At 54.7% G+C, this 17,567-nt stretch carries 15 protein-coding genes and 1 tRNA gene; 10 read left to right on the top strand and 6 right to left on the bottom strand.

From position 1 onward, the window contains the following. The first annotated feature begins 30 nt into the window (after window positions 1-30). From Q4551_RS11295 to Q4551_RS11275, 5 genes are all read left to right on the top strand, one after another. On the top strand, window positions 31-1,509 hold the full coding sequence (locus Q4551_RS11295) for an aldehyde dehydrogenase (RefSeq protein ID WP_303433934.1): 1,479 nt from the start codon (window positions 31-33) through the stop codon (window positions 1,507-1,509). Between the two features lie 34 nt (window positions 1,510-1,543). Continuing rightward, entirely contained in the window at window positions 1,544-3,178 is a 1,635-nt protein-coding gene (locus Q4551_RS11290) for a thiamine pyrophosphate-binding protein (protein WP_303433932.1), read from the top strand. Window positions 3,179-3,197: 19 nt separating this feature from the next. Continuing rightward, window positions 3,198-4,619 carry an aspartate ammonia-lyase gene (locus Q4551_RS11285; protein ID WP_303433930.1) on the top strand — a complete coding sequence of 474 codons (1,422 nt, stop codon included), beginning with the start codon at window positions 3,198-3,200 and terminating at the stop codon, window positions 4,617-4,619. Between the two features lie 84 nt (window positions 4,620-4,703). Continuing rightward, window positions 4,704-5,417 (top strand): metal-dependent hydrolase, encoded by a 714-nt coding sequence (locus Q4551_RS11280; RefSeq protein WP_303433929.1) that lies wholly within the window; start codon window positions 4,704-4,706, stop codon window positions 5,415-5,417. A 138-nt stretch (window positions 5,418-5,555) separates the two neighbouring features. Next, window positions 5,556-6,656 carry a poly(3-hydroxybutyrate) depolymerase gene (locus tag Q4551_RS11275; protein WP_303433927.1) on the top strand — a complete coding sequence of 367 codons (1,101 nt, stop codon included), beginning with the start codon at window positions 5,556-5,558 and terminating at the stop codon, window positions 6,654-6,656. 229 nt (window positions 6,657-6,885) lie between these two features. Here the strand turns inward: Q4551_RS11275 and Q4551_RS11270 are convergent. From Q4551_RS11270 to Q4551_RS11245, 6 genes are all read right to left on the bottom strand, one after another. Then, a tRNA-Phe gene (locus tag Q4551_RS11270) sits at window positions 6,886-6,961 on the bottom strand. Between the two features lie 104 nt (window positions 6,962-7,065). Continuing rightward, window positions 7,066-7,344 carry an oxidative damage protection protein gene (locus Q4551_RS11265; RefSeq protein WP_303433925.1) on the bottom strand — a complete coding sequence of 93 codons (279 nt, stop codon included), beginning with the start codon at window positions 7,342-7,344 and terminating at the stop codon, window positions 7,066-7,068. A 22-nt stretch (window positions 7,345-7,366) separates the two neighbouring features. Beyond that, the gene (gene mutY, locus Q4551_RS11260; protein ID WP_303433923.1) at window positions 7,367-8,419 is read right to left on the bottom strand and encodes an A/G-specific adenine glycosylase; all 1,053 of its coding nucleotides are present in this window, start codon (window positions 8,417-8,419) and stop codon (window positions 7,367-7,369) included. A gap of 9 nt (window positions 8,420-8,428) precedes the next feature. After that, window positions 8,429-10,822 (bottom strand): bifunctional diguanylate cyclase/phosphodiesterase, encoded by a 2,394-nt coding sequence (locus Q4551_RS11255; protein ID WP_303433922.1) that lies wholly within the window; start codon window positions 10,820-10,822, stop codon window positions 8,429-8,431. Window positions 10,823-10,969: 147 nt separating this feature from the next. Then, complete coding sequence (locus tag Q4551_RS11250; RefSeq protein ID WP_303433920.1) at window positions 10,970-11,611, bottom strand: phospholipid-binding protein MlaC; 642 nt, start codon at window positions 11,609-11,611, stop codon at window positions 10,970-10,972. Window positions 11,612-11,787: 176 nt separating this feature from the next. Next, on the bottom strand, window positions 11,788-12,186 hold the full coding sequence (locus Q4551_RS11245; protein ID WP_303433918.1) for an acetyl-CoA sensor PanZ family protein: 399 nt from the start codon (window positions 12,184-12,186) through the stop codon (window positions 11,788-11,790). Window positions 12,187-12,315: 129 nt separating this feature from the next. Here Q4551_RS11245 and hisB point away from each other — a divergent pair, with 129 nt between their 5' ends. The 5 genes from hisB (at window position 12,316) to Q4551_RS11220 (ending at window position 17,499) form a co-directional block, all read left to right on the top strand. After that, complete coding sequence (gene hisB, locus Q4551_RS11240) at window positions 12,316-12,906, top strand: imidazoleglycerol-phosphate dehydratase HisB (protein ID WP_303433916.1); 591 nt, start codon at window positions 12,316-12,318, stop codon at window positions 12,904-12,906. Between the two features lie 24 nt (window positions 12,907-12,930). Next, window positions 12,931-13,575: an imidazole glycerol phosphate synthase subunit HisH gene (hisH, locus tag Q4551_RS11235; RefSeq protein WP_303433915.1), complete on the top strand. Its 645-nt coding sequence runs from the start codon at window positions 12,931-12,933 to the stop codon at window positions 13,573-13,575. Between the two features lie 34 nt (window positions 13,576-13,609). Continuing rightward, a complete protein-coding gene (gene hisA / locus Q4551_RS11230) occupies window positions 13,610-14,359 on the top strand; it encodes a 1-(5-phosphoribosyl)-5-[(5-phosphoribosylamino)methylideneamino]imidazole-4-carboxamide isomerase (protein ID WP_303433913.1) in 750 nt (249 codons plus the stop codon). A gap of 35 nt (window positions 14,360-14,394) precedes the next feature. Next, the gene (hisF, locus tag Q4551_RS11225; RefSeq protein ID WP_303433912.1) at window positions 14,395-15,162 is read left to right on the top strand and encodes an imidazole glycerol phosphate synthase subunit HisF; all 768 of its coding nucleotides are present in this window, start codon (window positions 14,395-14,397) and stop codon (window positions 15,160-15,162) included. Window positions 15,163-15,255: 93 nt separating this feature from the next. Next, window positions 15,256-17,499 carry a TonB-dependent siderophore receptor gene (locus tag Q4551_RS11220; RefSeq protein WP_303433910.1) on the top strand — a complete coding sequence of 748 codons (2,244 nt, stop codon included), beginning with the start codon at window positions 15,256-15,258 and terminating at the stop codon, window positions 17,497-17,499. Window positions 17,500-17,567 lie beyond the last annotated feature (68 nt).

Raw genomic sequence — 17,567 nt, 5'->3', positions numbered from 1 at the left:
CGACCGCAATAACAGATGAGGAGGCGGATTATGGTCAAGCCAATATACATCGCAGGTGAATGGAAAAATGGCCGTGGCGATCTTCGCAGCACCTTTTTTCCTGCGGATGGCAGCAGCAATGCCGACATCGCCACCGCCAATGTCGATGATGTCGAAGAAGCGGTACAAGCGGCCGACCAGGCCTGGCGTGATCCGTCCTGGCGCAACAGCTTGCCCCATGAGCGCGCCGCGATTCTCTACCGTGTGGCGGATCTGATCACCGCCCGCGCCAGCGAACTGGCGGCGTTACAAACCCGCGACAACGGCAAGCCGTTGACGGAAACCATGGGTCTGGTGATGAGCGCCGCAGGCACTGCTCGCTACTTTGCCGCCGCCTGTGAAACGCTGGATGAAAGTTTGCCGAGCCAACGCTCCCGCGATTTTATGACCGCCAGTGTACACGAACCACTGGGAGTGGTGGTGGCCATCACGCCGTGGAACTCCCCCATTGCCAGTGAGATGCAGAAAATAGCTCCAGCGCTGGCCGCCGGGAATGCGGTAATCGTCAAACCCGCCGATGCCACACCGCTGGCTGCTCTGGAACTGGCCAAACTGTTTGAACAGGCCGGCTTGCCCAAAGGCTTGCTGAGTGTCTTGCCTGGCCGGGGTTCGGTCGTGGGTGAAGCGCTGGCCCGCCACCCGAAAGTGAACAAGATTTCGTTTACCGGCGGCACCTCAACCGGTCGCCACCTGGCTCATATTGCCGCTGAAAAGCTGATTCCGATCTCGCTGGAGCTGGGCGGCAAATCGCCCACCATCGTGCTGGAAGACGCCGATATTGAAATGGCTGCCCGTGGCGTGTGTTACGGCATCTTCAGCTCCGCAGGCCAGGCCTGTATCGCCGGTGCCCGACTGTTTGTGCATCAGAGCATATACGACACCTTTATGGCGCGCTTGCTGGAATTGACCCGGGGTTTGCGGGTCGGGCATCCCGAGCACGCCGATACCCATATGGGTTCGTTGATCAATATGGCTCACCTCGACAGTGTGGCCGGATTTGTTGAACGCGCTCGTGCTGATGGCGGCACCGTGTTGTGCGGTGGCGAACGTCTGACCGGCAAAACAGCAAGCTGTGATTACGACGCCGGGTGTTTTTATGCCCCGACGATCATCAGTGGCCTGAACAACAGCAGCTATGTCTGTCAGGAAGAAATTTTTGGCCCGGTGCTGGTGGTGCTGCCGTTTGATGATGAAGCCGACCTGATCGCCCAGGCCAACGACAGTATTTTTGGCCTGGCTGCGGGTATCTGGACGGAGAACTTCCGGCGCGGCTGGCGTCTGGCCCGGACTCTGGAAACCGGCACCATCTGGATGAACACCTATAAAAAATTCTCGGTGTCGGCACCGTTTGGTGGCTTTAAAGAGAGTGGTCTGGGGCGCGAGAAAGGCCGTGCCGGAGTGCTCGAATACATGCAACAAAAAAGTATTTATGTGGGCTTGAGTGACGAGCCCAACAACTGGTCTGCCTGATGGGCGACGAACCGCTATTGTTGGAGTGAATAGAATGAAAGAACAAGTAACCGTCGGTGAAGTCGTCGCTCGTATTCTGGAAGCCCATCGGGTCTCTGATATTTACGGCGTGATATCGATTCATAACTTGCCCATCGCCGATGCGATTGGCCGTCGTGAAAAAATGCACTTTGTTTGCGCCCGGGGTGAAGCCGGTGCGGCCACCATGGCCGATGCCCATAGCCGTTTTCAGGGGCTGGGTGTGTGTTTGACCAGCACCGGAGCCGGAGCCGGCAACGCCATTGGCTCCTTGATCGAAGCCTGCAATGCGGCCAGCCCGATGCTGCATATTACCGGTCAGGTGGAGTCGGCGTATCTGGATCGTGATGCCAGCTTTATCCACGAAGCCAAAGACCAGCTGACGTTTTTACGTGCGGCGAGCAAGGCAGCTTACCGGATTACGCACCCGGACCAGGTCGTTGGCATTCTGTGTGAGGCCATTCGTGTTGCCCGTACCGTGCCGATGGGGCCGGTCAGTGTTGAAATTCCGATCGATGTACAAGCCACCACTATTGATTTGCCCGACAATCTGGGGCCGATTGCCGTCCCGGCCATGCCAGTTGCCAATCAGGAAGAACTGAATGGCCTGTTGCAGCAGCTGCAACAGGCGCGTCGTCCTGTGATCTGGGTGGGCGGTGGTGCTGTTGCATCCGTTGCCGCCGTTACGGCACTGGCCGACAAAGGCATCCCGGTATTGTCGACCACACATGCCCGGGGCTTGCTGCCTGATGCGCATCCGCGCAGCCTGCGAGCCTTCCACAACAGCCCATCGGTCAAGCAACTGCTGGAAGACGCCGACCTGGTACTGGTGGTGGGTTCACGCTTGCGCAGTAATGAGACAGCCAGCTATTCGACTGAATTTGGCCGCCCGTTGATTCAGGTGGATGCTCATCCCGGTGCCCATAATCGTAATTATCAGGTTGACCAGTTTATTTGCTCAGACAGCGCGCCGGTACTGGAGTATCTGGCGGAATATCTGCCAGAACGTATCGACAGCGATTATGACCAAGCGATCACACAAGCCGTTGTACAGGCCGAAAGCACCTTGATTGAGCAGGTCGGCAACTACGCCAATATCTGTCAGGCGTTGCGTGATGCCTTGCCTGCTGATGGCATTTTTGTTCGCGATATCACGGTTTCCGGCTCAACCTGGGGCAGCCGCTTGTTGCCGTTCCAGCAGCCAAACCAGAATATCCACTCGCTGGCCGGTGCCATTGGTCTGGGTCTGGCTCACGGCATCGGTGCGGCTCTGGCTAACCCGGACAAAAAAGTCGCCACCATTGTGGGTGACGGCGGCTTGATGCTGGGTATTGGTGAGCTGGCCACCATGGTGCAGGAAAACACCGACATGGTGCTGATTGTGATGAACGACGGTGGTTATGGCGTGATGCGCGGTATCCAGAACAACTACTTTGGTGGCCGTCAGTATTACAACGAGCTGCACACCCCCAACTACGCCGAAGTGGGCAAGGCGATGGCAATGCCAAGCTGGCAAGTGGGTTCCAGTGACGCATTCCGCAGCGCCATTGCGGAAGCCATTGCGCTGGATGGCCCGGCGCTGATTGAAGTCGACATGACACTGGTTGGCCCGCTGGAGTTTGCCGGACCACCTCAGAAAAAACTGTATTAGAGAGGAGATTGCTGACGTCATGACGGATGCTGTTGAATATCGGCTGGAAAAAGACCTGTTGGGCGAACGAGAAGTACCTGCCAGCGCGTATTTTGGCATTCAGAGTCAGCGGGCAAAGGATAACTTTGACTTGAGTGGGGTGACGCTGGCGCATTTCCCCAAATTGATCAACGCCCTGGCGATGGTAAAGCAGGCGTGCGCGCTGGCCAACACCGAGCTGGGCTTGTTGGATCAGCAACGTTGCAACGCCATTGTGGCGGCGGGTGACCGGTTGCTGCAAGGGCAGTTTCACCAGCAGTTTGTGGTGGATATGATTCAGGGCGGGGCGGGCACCTCGACCAATATGAATGCCAATGAAGTGATTGCCAATATCGGTCTGGAGCTAATGGGCCATGCCCGTGGTGACTACCAGTATCTACACCCGAACAACGACGTTAACCGGGCACAATCGACCAACGATGTGTACCCGACGGCGGCCCGGCTGGGCATTCTGCTCAGCCATGGCGATCTGGTCGAGTCACTGGTCAGCCTGCAGGCCTCGTTGCGAGACAAAAGCCACGAATTTGCCGATGTGATCAAAATGGGTCGCACCCAGTTGCAAGACGCTGTGCCCATGACCCTGGGACAGGAGTTTGGTGCCTGGGCTTCGACCCTGGGTGAAGATGTACGGGTGATTGCGGCCCTGTCGGAGCTGCTCAAGGAAGTCAATCTTGGCGGTACAGCCATTGGCACCGGTATTAACGCCGACCCCCGGTATGGCAAACTGGCCATCAAGCACCTGTCGAGTATCAGTGGTTTCGCCCTGACCCAGTCGGAAGATCTGATTGAAGCATCATCGGACATGGGCGCGTTTGTGCTGTTCTCCTCCATGTTGAAACGATTGGCGATCAAGCTATCCAAAATCTCCAATGATTTACGCTTGTTGAGCATGGGGCCACGGGCCGGTATCAATGAAATCAACTTGCCGCCGCAGCAACCTGGCAGCTCGATCATGCCTGGCAAGGTTAACCCGGTGATCCCGGAAGCCGTTAATCAGGTCGCCTATCAAGTCATGGGTCATGATTTGGCCATCTGTATGGCAGCTGAAGCTGGCCAGTTACAGCTGAACGCGATGGAGCCATTGATTGTTTACAATCTGCTGGAATCCATGCGACTGATCAAACGTGCCATGGTGATGCTGGAAAAACGTTGTATCAACGGCATTACCGCCAACCGCCAGGAATGTGCGGATATGGTGCATCATTCCATTGGTTTGGTAACGGCATTAAACCCCTATATCGGCTATGAAAATGCGACCCGGATTGCCCGTCGGGCCTTGCAGGAAAATCGCACCGTGATCGACCTGGTGGAAGAAGAGCAACTCTTGCCTGCCGCGGAACTACGCCGGATTCTGGAGCCAAAACGCCTGATCCATGCGGTACAGGACGTCGCTGTCCAATAGTCTGAGGCTGTAAAGCAACTAATTCAGCAAGCCCCGGATATTCTGTTACCCTTGCAGCTTTCATGTGTGGATATACAGGTATTTATGGCCAGCTTCTCAACCCATCTTGGCGGTGCCGCGATCGTCAGCGCGATGGCTTCATCATTGTTAGTCGTGACCAGCTGGGCTTCGTTTCCTGAAGCCCTCATCTTGTTTCTGTTGGGGATGTTGGGCGGTATCTTGCCCGATATCGACTCGGATACATCCCGCCCGGTGGTCTGGGTATTCAACTGTCTCGGATCGTTGGCGGCGGGGGTGGCGTTGTGGCTGCTACTGCCTCACGCCAACGCCAGCTGGACGTCGCTGGCCACTGTCTGGGGTGGCATGGCGCTGGCTTATGCCCTGGCTGGCCCTGCTGCGATGGAGTTGTTTACGCGGTTAACGGTGCACCGGGGCGTGATTCATTCCCTGCTGGCGGCTTTCTGCTGTGGTTTGTTGACCGTTGTGATCATTGATCAGCTGTTTGATCGTGTCGCGGATTTCTGCTGGATCGGTGGTGGTTTTGTGACCGGTGGCTTTGTTGTACATTTATTGCTGGATGAACTCTACGCCGTGGATTTTAATGGGATGCGGTTAAAAAAGTCCTTTGGTACTGCCATCAAACCCATCAGTCTGGTTAACTGGCGTGGAACCATTGTATTGTTAATCACTTGCGGCGTGCTGTATCAGGTTGCTCCGGCACCCATGCGACTGACGCAGCCGGTTCAGTCTCTGATTGACCAGGTTATGACCCGGATACCATTGGTCGGACAGTCATAACAACGGCTATAGGCGTTTGTAGAAACAGGCGTATTGTAGGCCCGTAACTGATGTATGGCTCGCAGACAAGTCGCCATGTTGGCGGTATCGTAATGACACGGATGACACAACGATAATCAGCCCGGCAAGGAGGCCTGTGTGTTCCCATTGGTACGTTATACGGCGTTGATAGTCTGCCTGGCAGCCCTGAACAGTGGCTGCTCAAGGGATGACGCCTCTGATCCAGCGGCTGCAGCCGCTGATACCGCCGCCGGTTCTGGTATATCGGCTTTGGCCAGCTATAACGCCGATATTCAACAGACCTCGGTTTCTGGCCTGTCATCCGGGGCCTTTATGGCCTCTCAGCTGTATATGGCTCACTCCGATATTATGGTGGGCATCGGGGTAATTGCCGGTGGTCCATATCTGTGTTCCCGCTCCTGGCCGATGGCCGCTCCGGCATTGACTGCCACCACCACCTGCATGACACCTCAATCCGAGCTGTTGCGACCCAATGTCTCGCGGCTGGTTGGCCTGACCCGGGAGCTGGAGCAGCAAGGCCGCATCGATGCGGTTATCAACCTGCAGGATGACCATCTATACCTGTTCAGTGGTCGCAGTGACGATACCGTGATCAGTCGAGTAGTGGACGCCACCCGAGACTATTTTGTACAGCTTGGCGTACCAGCCCAGCAAATACTCTACAACGACCAGATTAACGCTGGCCATGCGATCCTCACCAATAACAGCGATGATACCGATTGCGCCCTGACCCGTGCTCCCTTTATCAACAACTGCCAGTTTATGCAGTCCACCCGCATTCTTTCCTACCTGTATATGGATGCGATTCCACCGGCTCCAGAGGTATCCGGAGAACTGCTCGCATTTGACCAGCGCCCCTTTCTGGTCGGTGAACGAACCAGCATGGCAGAGACCGGCTATGTGTATGTACCGCAATATTGTCGGCAAAACAGCCGCTGCCGTATTCATGTGGCGCTGCATGGCTGCAAACAATCCTACGATGAAATTGGCGATGCCTATATACGCACCACTGGCTACAACCAGATGGCCGACAGCAATCGGCTGATTGTGCTTTACCCCCAGGTGAATGTGTCTGACTTTGCACCACTGAACCCGCTCGGTTGCTGGGATTATTGGGGATACTCATCGGAAGATCTGGTTGATGCGGATTTTTACAGCAAGAAAGCACCGCAGATACAAGCGATCTACGCCATGATCCAGCAACTGGCCAGAGGATGAGAAACCAGTAAATCAATGTGTCTGATATTGTTGGCCAGAGCAGGGTTTTTTGTGCAAATGGCTCAGTCTTACAAGAGTAAAACTTCAGTATTCAAAGAAGGTGTTTTTGAGGGAAAACAGACAGACACAAAAAAACCGGCAAAAGCCGGTCTTTTGTGTGCCCAAAGTAGTCTGGACTACTTTTCTGGCCAATCAAGCTATTGTAACTGCTTGATTTTTAAGTAATAAATGGTGCCCGGAGGCGGAATCGAACCACCGACACGGGGATTTTCAATCCCCTGCTCTACCGACTGAGCTATCCGGGCAACGTTAACGAAAACTTTGCTGCTACGCTGAGCGTGGCGTGCTGTTCGTTAAGTGGCGCGTATTAAACCGCTCTGTTGATTTTCTGTCAACAGTATTTGGGTGATTATTTTTCAGAATTTTCAGGGACATAGCCATCAGCTTTGTCGAAGTCGGTGCCGGAGAAGAATTTTTCGCGTTGTTCGGTCAGGTATTTACGTGCTTCCTTGTCCATCATGTTGAGGTGTTTTTCGTTGATTAGCCGGGTTTGATGGGCGGTCCATTCTTCCCAGGCCTGGGCGGAGATGTGTTGGAGGATGTGTTCTCCGGCTGGGCCTGGGAGTGGGGCGGTGGCCAGTGCTGGCAGTGTTTGCTGGTATTTGCGGCAGAAGACTGTGCGGCTCATGTGGCGTTCCTGGTGTGGTGAGTCATAGGCTGGCGTGCAGTAGTTTTTTGACCGGTGCGGCCAGGCCCAGTTCGCTCGGGTTGTGTGGATTGTACCAATGCTGTTGTGCTTCGCCTATGTATGTCGGGGCGCGGGGCAAGTGCACTTCGACCGGGTGTATGTGCAGGTGGTAGTGGCTGAAGGTATGACGGAAGCTGCTGAGTTCCTGAATGTCGGTGCTGTCGCCGTAGTGAGTGCTTAGCCACTGTTCAGCTTGTGCCAGGGAGGTGGCTTCCGGAAAACTCCACAAGCCACCCCAAATGCCGGTTTGTGGGCGTGGCTGCAGCAGGTATTCACCGTGCGGGTTGCGTAGCATCAGCATCCAGGTGTGTTTTTCCGGCTTGTCTTTTTTGGGTTTGCTGTTGGGGTATTGGGTCGGGTTGCCGCTGGCGTAGCCGAGGCAGTCGGGCTGGAGCGGGCAGATGCTGCAATCGGGTTTGCTGCGGGTGCAGAGGGTGGCACCCATGTCCATCATGACCTGAGTGTATTCGCGGGGGCGGTGATTGGGGGTCAGCCGTTCGGCAATGTCCCAGAGCCGGTTTTGTACGGCCGTGGTGCCGGGCCAGCCTTCGATGGCGTAAAAGCGGGTAAGGACTCGTTTGACGTTGCCATCGAGGATGGCGGCGCGGATGCCCATGCTGATGGAGACGATGGCTCCGGCGGTGGAGCGGCCGATGCCCGGCAGCTCTGTCAGTTGTGTTACCGATGGGGGAAATTCACCCTGGTAACGTTCGACGATTTGTTTGGCGCAGGCATGCAGGTTACGGCCTCGGGCGTAGTAGCCGAGGCCGGTCCAGAGGTGGAGTACGTCATCCTGTTCGGCGGCGGCGAGCGCTTGTACAGTGGGAAAGCGTTCCATAAAGCGTTGGTAGTAGGGAATGACGGTGGCCACCTGGGTTTGTTGCAACATGATTTCTGAGACCCACACTCGATAGGGTGTGATGTCTTGTTGCCAGGGCAGGTGTTTGCGCCCGTGGTGGTCATACCAGTGGAGCAGGGTGTCAGAGAATGCGGTATCGGTCTGGGTAGAGGTCATCAGGCTGAGTCATTGGTTGAGTGGGGCGATTGGTGCTTTGTGCAGAAACAGCTGCAGTTGCGGCAGTGTCAGTGGTCGGCTGAACAGATAGCCCTGGCCTTCATCGCAAAGGCTGTTGCGGAGGAAGTTTACCTGATCGTCGGATTCAACACCTTCGGCCACGACGGACAGGCCGAGTTTGTGGGCCATGGCAATGATGGCGGCAGTGATGGCCATGTTGTTGACGTCGGTGGTGATGTCGGCGACAAATGACGGGTCGATCTTGAGTACGGTGATTGGCAGGCGTTTGAGATGGGAGAGTGATGAGTAGCCGGTGCCAAAGTCATCGATAGCAAAGCGGATACCAAGCGCTTGCAGGTTGTTGATGATGGCAATGGAACTTTCGACATCGCGCATCAGGGTGCTTTCGGTGATTTCCAGCTCCAGGTTGGCGGCCGCCAGACCGGATAGTTGCAGTGCTTGCTGAACGTTTTGCTGCAGGTCGGGGGCGGCAAACTGACTGGCCGACAGATTAACGGACAGGCGAGCGTCGGCGGGTAGTGCTCTGGTCTGCAGGAGCGATTGCATATCGGTGCAGCTGCGTTCCAGAATCCAGCGGCCAATGGCGAGCATTTGACCGTTTTCTTCCGCGACCGGGATAAATTGGCTTGGGGGTATCAGGCCGTTCTTCGGGTGATGCCAACGAACCAGGGCTTCCAGGCCTGTGGTGTGATAACCCTGCAAGCTGATTTTGGGCTGGTAAACGAGGTTAAACTGGTCTTCTGCCAGGGCGGTGTTGATTTTTTGTTCCCAGTCCAGGTGTTCGAGGATTGAGCGGTTCATGTCTTCGGAGAAGAACTGGATGTTGTTACGGCCCAGTTCTTTGGCGCGATACATGGCCAGGTCGGCATTTTTCATCAGGGTGTTGGGGTCGCTGGAGTCTTGCGGTGTCAGGGTGATGCCGATGCTGACGGAGGTGGTGATGTCCTGTCCTTTGATTCTGACCGGGCGGTTGAGAGTGGAGAGTAATTTTTCGGCCACGGCGAGGACGTCGGAGGTCTGTTTGATATCGGTTAGCAGGATGGTGAATTCGTCGCCACCGATACGGGAGACTGTGTCTCGATCACGAACGCAGTTGCTCAGTCGTTTGGCGGCTTCTTGCAGAAGCTGGTCGCCGGCATCATGGCCCATGGAGTCGTTGATGCGTTTGAACTGGTCCATGTCGAGATAAACGAGCGCCAGGGTAGATTGGGTACGTTGAGCGGATTTGATGGATTTGGTGAGCCGGTTCTTGAACAGTCGTCGGTTGGCGAGGCCGGTGAGCGAGTCGTAGAAAGCCAGGTTTTCCATTTGTAGCTGGGCGTATTTCAGTTCGGAAATATCAGAGATGGCTCCGAGATAGCCCACGACTTCTCCGTCTGAGCTGTTCATTGGGCTGGCCATCAGATGAATCCAGGTCTGGCTGCTGTCGCGATTCAGCAGGCGCAGGTCCATGGCAATGCCTTCTTGTGTGGTGATTAATTGCTGCCAGGCGTCGCGCAGGCTGACGAGGTCGGCGGGGGCGATGCTGTCAAACCAGCGTTCCAGTTGCGGTAATTCGTCGTACAACTGGTGGATTTCCCGCCAGCGCTGATTGACGTATTGCAGGGTTTGTTGGGTGTCTACCTGAAAGATGCCAACGGGAGAAAAGGCCGCCAGTTTGCGGAAGCGGGCTTCGTTTTCCTTGAGTGAGGCGTGTTCGGTTTCAATGGTTTGCAGCAGGGAGTTAAACAGGTCGACCAGAGCGCCCAGTTCATCGTCGGTTTTACGGGTGGCACGGATGGAGTAGTCCTGGTCTTGCGCAATGCGCTTGAGCGTGGCGTAAAGCTCGTGTAACGGACGCAAGACCAGTTCTTTCAGGTGCGATGAAGCAACAAACCCGAGTAATAGAGCCAGTATGGCAATCAGGATTGAAAAGAGGCCAAACTGCTGCAGTCGTTTGTTTCTGGATTCCTGGGTGGTGTGCAGGGTCAGGGTGCCGACGGTTTTGTGTTGATACTGGATCGGGAATATCTGTTGCTCGTGGTTGTCATGGCTCATGTCCCGTTGTGGTGGGCAGGGAGCCAAGGATGGCTGATTATCGCGCAGGTAAGTGATGACCAGCAGGTTGTTGGCGTCGTAGATGCAGCCGCTCAGAATATCGCTGTTGTCACTGAGGGAGCGGATGCTTTCTTTCAGTTCGCTGGTGTGTCCGGCCAGGAGTTCGTGTGCGCTGTGGCGAGCGATCATGGTGCCAATGGTGTTCAGTTGGCGTTCGTTGTCCTGGCGGGTCAGATAGTATTCCAGCCAGGTAAAGGCGATGCTTGAAAATATCAGAGTCAGGGTGGTCGTCAATAACGTGACGATAACCAGCTTGTGCTTCAGGCGTTGTACCTGTAGATGCATGTCTCTCGGCTCGTTTGGGGCGGTTACGTGATGTGGTCCGCTTGGAATAAACCATAGCATGTACCATAAATCAGGTATTTGCCTAGAGAGACCCGGAGTGCGTATGGGGTTCCGACCACCATACGCACTGAATAATGGCGCGTTTTCTTATTCAGCGGCCAGGTTGGCTTGTGCTGCCCGATCCGCTTCTTGCTGAAGTTGCTGCAACAGGTCGTCCATGCGGGTTTTTGCGTTGCCGGGGTGGGTTCCTTGCAGGCGTTCAGCCATTTGGTCCCGGTAGGTTTTGACCATACTCAGACCCGAGACGACTGCGTCGTATACACGCCATTGGTCTTCCGTATCTTTGCGGTAAAGTTTGAAATCAATTGGGACAGTGTTGCCATTGGACTGGGTCAGAAAGCCTTGAACAAAGGCTTTGTCGCCTTCGGGGTTGATACGGGCTTCTTCAAACTCCAGCTTTTCACCACTGAATGCCTTGAAGGCACCGCTGTAGGTGCGGATCTGTAATTCCCGAAAACGATCGATGAATTCCTGTTGTTGCGTCGAGCTGGCCAGCCGCCAGTATTTGCCCAACGCCCCTTTGGCGATTTTTTCCTGATCGATGGCAGGCACAATGAACGACATTACAAGTTCGCGCACCAGGTTTTCGGTACGTTGCTCTACCGGCGTCTGATTCAGACGCTCGGTCAGTTGGCTGGTTGCCTTGGCTACTACTTCCGAGGGCGTTTGCGCGGCCCAGGCCGTAAGGTTGCAAAGCAACGCTGAAATAAGAATCAAGAATCGAAACATGAGTGAGGCGTCCATTGTTATGTTAGAGGTGGCTACAGGCACAGATCAGGTTCTGATATCTGTGCAGTATGTCGTGCCGCGCATTGCTTGTGTAGCACCCGGGTGGTGAAAAGATTGTTGCCTGTAACGCTTGAAAATGTATCCATGATCGCAACGGGTACATTGGTATGAACAGGTTACGGCTGCCATACCCAGGCGGATTCGGTGAACTCAAATCCGCGTTTTTCCAAGGCCGGTGCCAGTGTATCGGGTGCTGTTTCGATACGAAGGGTCATGGCCTGATCCCTGGCCCAGTGTTGTAGCAGGTGTATTGTCTGATGTATGACGCCCCGGCGCTGCGTAATTGTTCTCACGGCTGCGTTCGACAGGGTTATTGTCTGTTGGTTCTGGGTACAGAGTATGACACCGACGATGCGGTCGTTAAACCGTGCGGCAATAATCCAGCCTTGGTTGGCGAGCCGTTGTTGCAGCATGGGAGCTTGCAGTTGTTCGTCAGCGGTATCGGCCTGAATCTTGGCGATATCAGCCCAGTCGGCAGCAGTAGGCTGTTTGATGTGTTCGAGTAGAACGGGCACTTGGGACTCCTGATTATGGTTTGAAGGGCAAGCGTTTGGTCTTCAGATGCTTGTTGAGGTTTCATGGAGGTTTTTCACTGCGCCCTTTATAATGGTTTCCTTTTTCTTTGGCGATAGTTGGAGCATTCCATGGCCCGTACGGCAACGGTCGAACGTAATACCCTGGAGACCCGGATTCGGGTCTCCATCAATCTCGACGGTACTGGCAAAAGCCAGTTTGATACCGGTGTGCCGTTTCTGGAGCATATGATGGATCAGATTGCTCGCCATGGCCTGATCGATCTGGATATTTTCTGCGAGGGTGACCTGCATATTGATGATCACCACACGGTGGAAGACATTGGCATTACCCTGGGGCAAGCCTTTGCGGAAGCGATTGGCGACAAAAAAGGCATCGTTCGTTATGGCCATAGTTATGTGCCGCTGGATGAAGCCTTGTCGCGGGTGGTGATTGATTTTTCCGGTCGTCCTGGCCTTTGCTTCAATTGTGATTTTACCCGCGCTGCGATTGGCAAGCTCGATACCCAGTTGTTCTGGGAGTTTTTCCAGGGTTTTGTGAATCACGCCAAGGTCAGTTTGCATATTGATAACCTCAAAGGGTTTAACGCACACCATCAGGCTGAGACCATTTTCAAGGCGTTTGGCCGGGCACTGCGGATGGCGGTTGAGATGGACCCTCGAATGGCGGGTGTCATGCCTTCCACCAAGGGCACTTTGTAAGATTTTTTGGAAGGAAGTGGTTTCGTGACAAGTAAAGTGTGTGCAGTGATCGACTATGGCATGGGTAACCTGCATTCCGCCCATGGTGCGTTGCAGGCCGTCGCCCAGGATACCAGGGTGCTGGTGACCAGTGACCCGGAAGTCATTCGTGCTGCTGACCATGTGGTGTTGCCCGGCGTGGGTGCGATTCGGGACTGTATGGCTGAAATTCGCCGTCAGGGTATCGATCAGGTGGTGGAAGAAGCACGCCAGACCAAGCCATTGCTCGGGATTTGCGTGGGCTTGCAGGCCATGATGGATCGTTCGGAAGAAAACAACGGTGTTGATTGTTTGGGGTTGTTTCCTGGGCAGGTGCGGTTTTTTGGTCACGATCTGGTCGAAAATGGTGAAAAACTGAAAGTACCGCATATGGGCTGGAACCAGGTCTCGCAAGTGGATCATCCGCTCTGGCATGGCATTGATAACCACAGCCGCTTTTATTTTGTGCACTCCTATTATGTCCACGCGGAGCGGCCGCAGCAGATTAAAGGTCGCGGCCATTATGGTGTTGAGTTTGCTGCCGCGATGGGGGAAGACAATGTATTTGCGGTGCAATTTCACCCGGAAAAAAGCCATAACGCCGGTCTGGCGTTGTTAAAGAATTTTCTCGAATGGGATGGCCAGGCCTGAGGGTTGGCTGTCACTCTGATATTAAGGTTTTCTCATGCTCGTTATACCTGCAATTGATTTGAAAGATGGCGAATGCGTTCGTCTGCGCCAGGGTCGTATGGAAGACTCTACCGTGTTTGGTGATAACCCCGTAGAAATGGCCCGTCGCTGGGTAGACGCTGGTTGTCGGCGGTTGCATTTGGTGGATCTGAATGGTGCCTTTGCTGGTGTACCCGTCAACGGTGGCGCGGTGACGGCTATTGCCAAGGAATTTCCGGGCTTGCCGATCCAGATTGGTGGTGGCATCCGTTCTCTGGAAACTATCGAAGCCTACGTTAAAGCCGGTGTCAGTTACGTCATTATCGGTACCAAGGCGGTGAAAGAACCGGCGTTTGTCAAAGAAGCCTGTGCCGCGTTTCCAGGCAAGGTCATTGTGGGGCTGGATGCCCAGGATGGCTTTGTTGCCACCGACGGCTGGGCTGAGGTTTCTGAGGTCAAGGCGGTGGATCTGGCCCGGCAGTTCAAGCACGACGGCGTATCAGCCATTGTTTACACCGATATTGCCCGGGATGGCATGATGCAAGGGGTGAATGTGGCTGCAACGCTTGAGTTGGCCGTCGAAGGAGGCATTCCGGTGATTGCATCCGGTGGTGTGACCAATATCGACGATATTCGCCAGTTGGCGATGGTTGCCGGCCAGGGGATTCTTGGCGCGATTACCGGTCGGGCCATTTATGAAGGCAGCCTGGATGTTGCCGAAGCCCAGACTCTGGCGGATACGCTGGTGGCGAAGCCAATCGCCTGATTCAGGCCTAATACAGGTAGTGCAGGAGAGTTCCTATGGCTTTGGCCAAACGTATTATTCCTTGTCTGGATGTGGACAAGGGCCGGGTTGTCAAAGGCGTGAACTTTGTCGGTATCCGGGATGCGGGCGATCCGGTAGAGATTGCCAAGCGTTATAACGATCAGGGTGCGGATGAAATCACCTTTCTGGATATTACCGCCAGCCATGAAGGGCGTGAAACCACGGTTCATATGGTGGAAGCCATTGCCGAACAGGTGTTTATTCCGCTCACTGTCGGGGGCGGTATTCGGGAACTGGACGATATTCGCCGGATGCTGAATGCCGGTGCCGACAAGGTATCGATCAATTCCGCCGCAGTATATAACCCGGAATTTGTGCGTGAAGCTTCACAGAAATTTGGCGCGCAGTGCATCGTGGTTGCGATTGATGCCAAGCAGGTGGGTGATAACCATTGGGAAATTTTTACCCATGGCGGCCGCAAGCCAACCGGTATCAATGCGGTCGAGTGGGCGGTGAAAATGGCCGACTACGGCGCGGGTGAGATCTTGCTGACCAGTATGGATCGTGACGGTGTGAAATCAGGTTTTGACCTTGGTGTAACGCGGGCAATCTCAGACGCGGTGAACATTCCGGTCATTGCCTCCGGCGGTGTCGGTAACCTCGATCACTTGGTTGAAGGCGTAACACAAGGGCGAGCGGACGCGGTATTGGCCGCCAGTATTTTCCACTTTGGGGAGTACACCGTGCAGCAGGCCAAGCAGCATATGGCCGCTGCCGGGATTGAAATGCGTCTGGTGGATTGACCACTGGTCGAATCCAGTCGTTTTTTGATGCTGATATGGGCATAATCCACAATGTCTCTGTGAACTAGCGCAACTGTGCCGATGGATTGTTTTATGCCTCGTATTGGACGATATATTGGTCTGGTTGCCAGTGTCTTGGGATGCTTGGCAGGCGGATCAAATGTTTGTCAGGCCGAGGCTCTGGACGACTTTGAACCCGACCTGCCCGTTGTATTAAGTCCAATCCGGCTGCAGCAGCCGATGCCAGAAGTGCCTGCCAGTGCAACGCTGATTACCGCCGAGCAAATCCGTCTGTGGGGTATTCAGCGACTGGTGGATGTCTTTCAGTATGTGCCCGGAATGTTTGTGGCACAGGAGCTGGATTCCAACCAGTCGGGTGTGGTGTACCACTCCGGCGACCTCTCTTTGTCCCGCCGCCTGGAAGTGCTGGTGGATGGGCGCTCTGTCTATGGTGCCATTTTTGCCAGTGTTGACTGGGATCAGCTGAATATCGCGCTGGAAGATATTGAGCGGATCGAAATTACCCGTGGCTCCAGTGCTTCTTCGTACGGCATGAATGCGTTTCAGGGGGTGATCAATATCGTCACCCGTCATCCGGGCGACAGCCGCTCGCTTGATGTGTCTGCATCGCTTGGTTCCGACTCCCGCCGTCGAGGTTATTTGTCCACGGCGTTTGATCTGAATGGATCCCGTCAGCGATTGAGTGCCTTTGGCAGCCAGGAGGGCACCGCTGGCGATTATGACTATGAGTCCGGGGATCTGCCGGATTACAACCGGATGGTGGGTCTTAACTGGAGCGGTGCCAGTGATATCTCCGACGATCTTGAGGTTTTCTGGCAAGCCGGGCGACAGAATCTGCAGCGTAATATTCTCGTGGATGAAAACTTTCATGAAGCGTCGCCAGAGATGGATGCCACAACTGATTTTGTTTCCATCGCGTTTCATGGTCTGGAAAACAGTCGCCATGAATGGAAAGTAAAAGCTTACTGGCAAGCGGAAAACCAGGAAAAATCCTATCGGGCGTGTACGGCAACCATTGCCTACGATCCCAATCTTCGGACACTGTTTAATCTGGATTCTGAGCTGGCCACGGCCCTTGGTTATGGTGTGTTACCGTTATTGGATAGTGATACAACGTCCTCTGAACGAACGGCAATCGAGCAGTATTATAGTGCCTTGGCCTATGGCTTGATGGATGCGTCAACGTTGCAGGCCTATCTTGCCAGTGCGGGTGTTGATACAGAGGTGTCGGAAGAAGAGCTTGCGCTGGCCCAGCAGATTGCAGCAACGGCTGTCGGAGCCGATGGGCTGGATGAAACCACGTGTGGCCAGGGCGATTATGACCTTTATGAGCAGCGCTGGGAAATGGAGGTGGAAAACACCATCTGGTGGAATCGGCGACTGCGTTCCGTTCAAGGCCTGGTGTATCGTCGCGATGAAGTGAACTCCCAGGCTTATTTTGGCCGTGCTCTTACCCGCAACAGTCTGATGGCTTTCTCGAGTGTTGAGTACCGCTTGAGACCCGATTGGCTGATGTTTTTCTCGTTGACGGCAGAGCACCAGACTGACAGTTCGGTGAATTATTCCCCCCGGTTTGCGGTGACTCATCTGCTGACCCCGGATCAAAGCCTGCGGTTCCAGTATTCCCAGACCCATCGTTCCCCCGACCTGGCCGAGCAATACCTGAATGCCAATGCAGACGTGACACAATTAACGGATAACTACCTTGGGCTGGATAGTGGTTCGTTGTTCCTGACCGTGAATGCCGATGACTGGAACAGTAATCTGGAAGGTGAAAGCATCCATGCCTGGGAAGTGGGTTATTACGGTGCGTTCCTTGACCCTCGACTCTCGGTGGATATCAAGTTTTTCCATGAGTGGATGTTCCAATTGATTGAAGGGCAGGTGAATTTGCTGGATGGATCGCTGGATGATAACAACAGCATGACGCTGATGGGGATGGAGTGGCAGCTCGACTGGCGCCTGGCTCGACTGCAGCGTTTGTGGCTGGTGGGCTTGCTGCAGCATCGGGAATTATCTGGCAGTAATGAAGGTGTATTGGGGGCTGAGCGCAGCTTGCGTGCCGCATGGACCTACACTCCTGGGGATTCGGAGTGGATGCTGGGGCTGATTCTGGATGAAGGAAATGGCAGCGTCGGATCAGGCTTTGCGGGCCAGCAATTTTATCGGCAGCGTAAAGTGCAAAGTCGCTTTGGCCATGATTTTGGTCATGCCGGGGTGGCGCTATCAGTTCAGTATGATGCGGATGGCGGCCAGTTGTACTTTGAGCGTACGCCCCGTTGGTTGACGTGGGTGAATGTGCGTTTCCGGCTTTAGCTTCAGGTGTTGGCTGTCGACTGGCTGGCAACGGTATCGCGTAATGACGATTGCATGAAAAACGGCCT

The sequence above is a fragment of the Oceanobacter sp. 5_MG-2023 genome, from assembly GCF_030548165.1.
Lineage (GTDB): Bacteria > Pseudomonadota > Gammaproteobacteria > Pseudomonadales > Oceanobacteraceae > Oceanobacter.
This window is presented reverse-complemented; position numbering and strand designations above follow the sequence as displayed.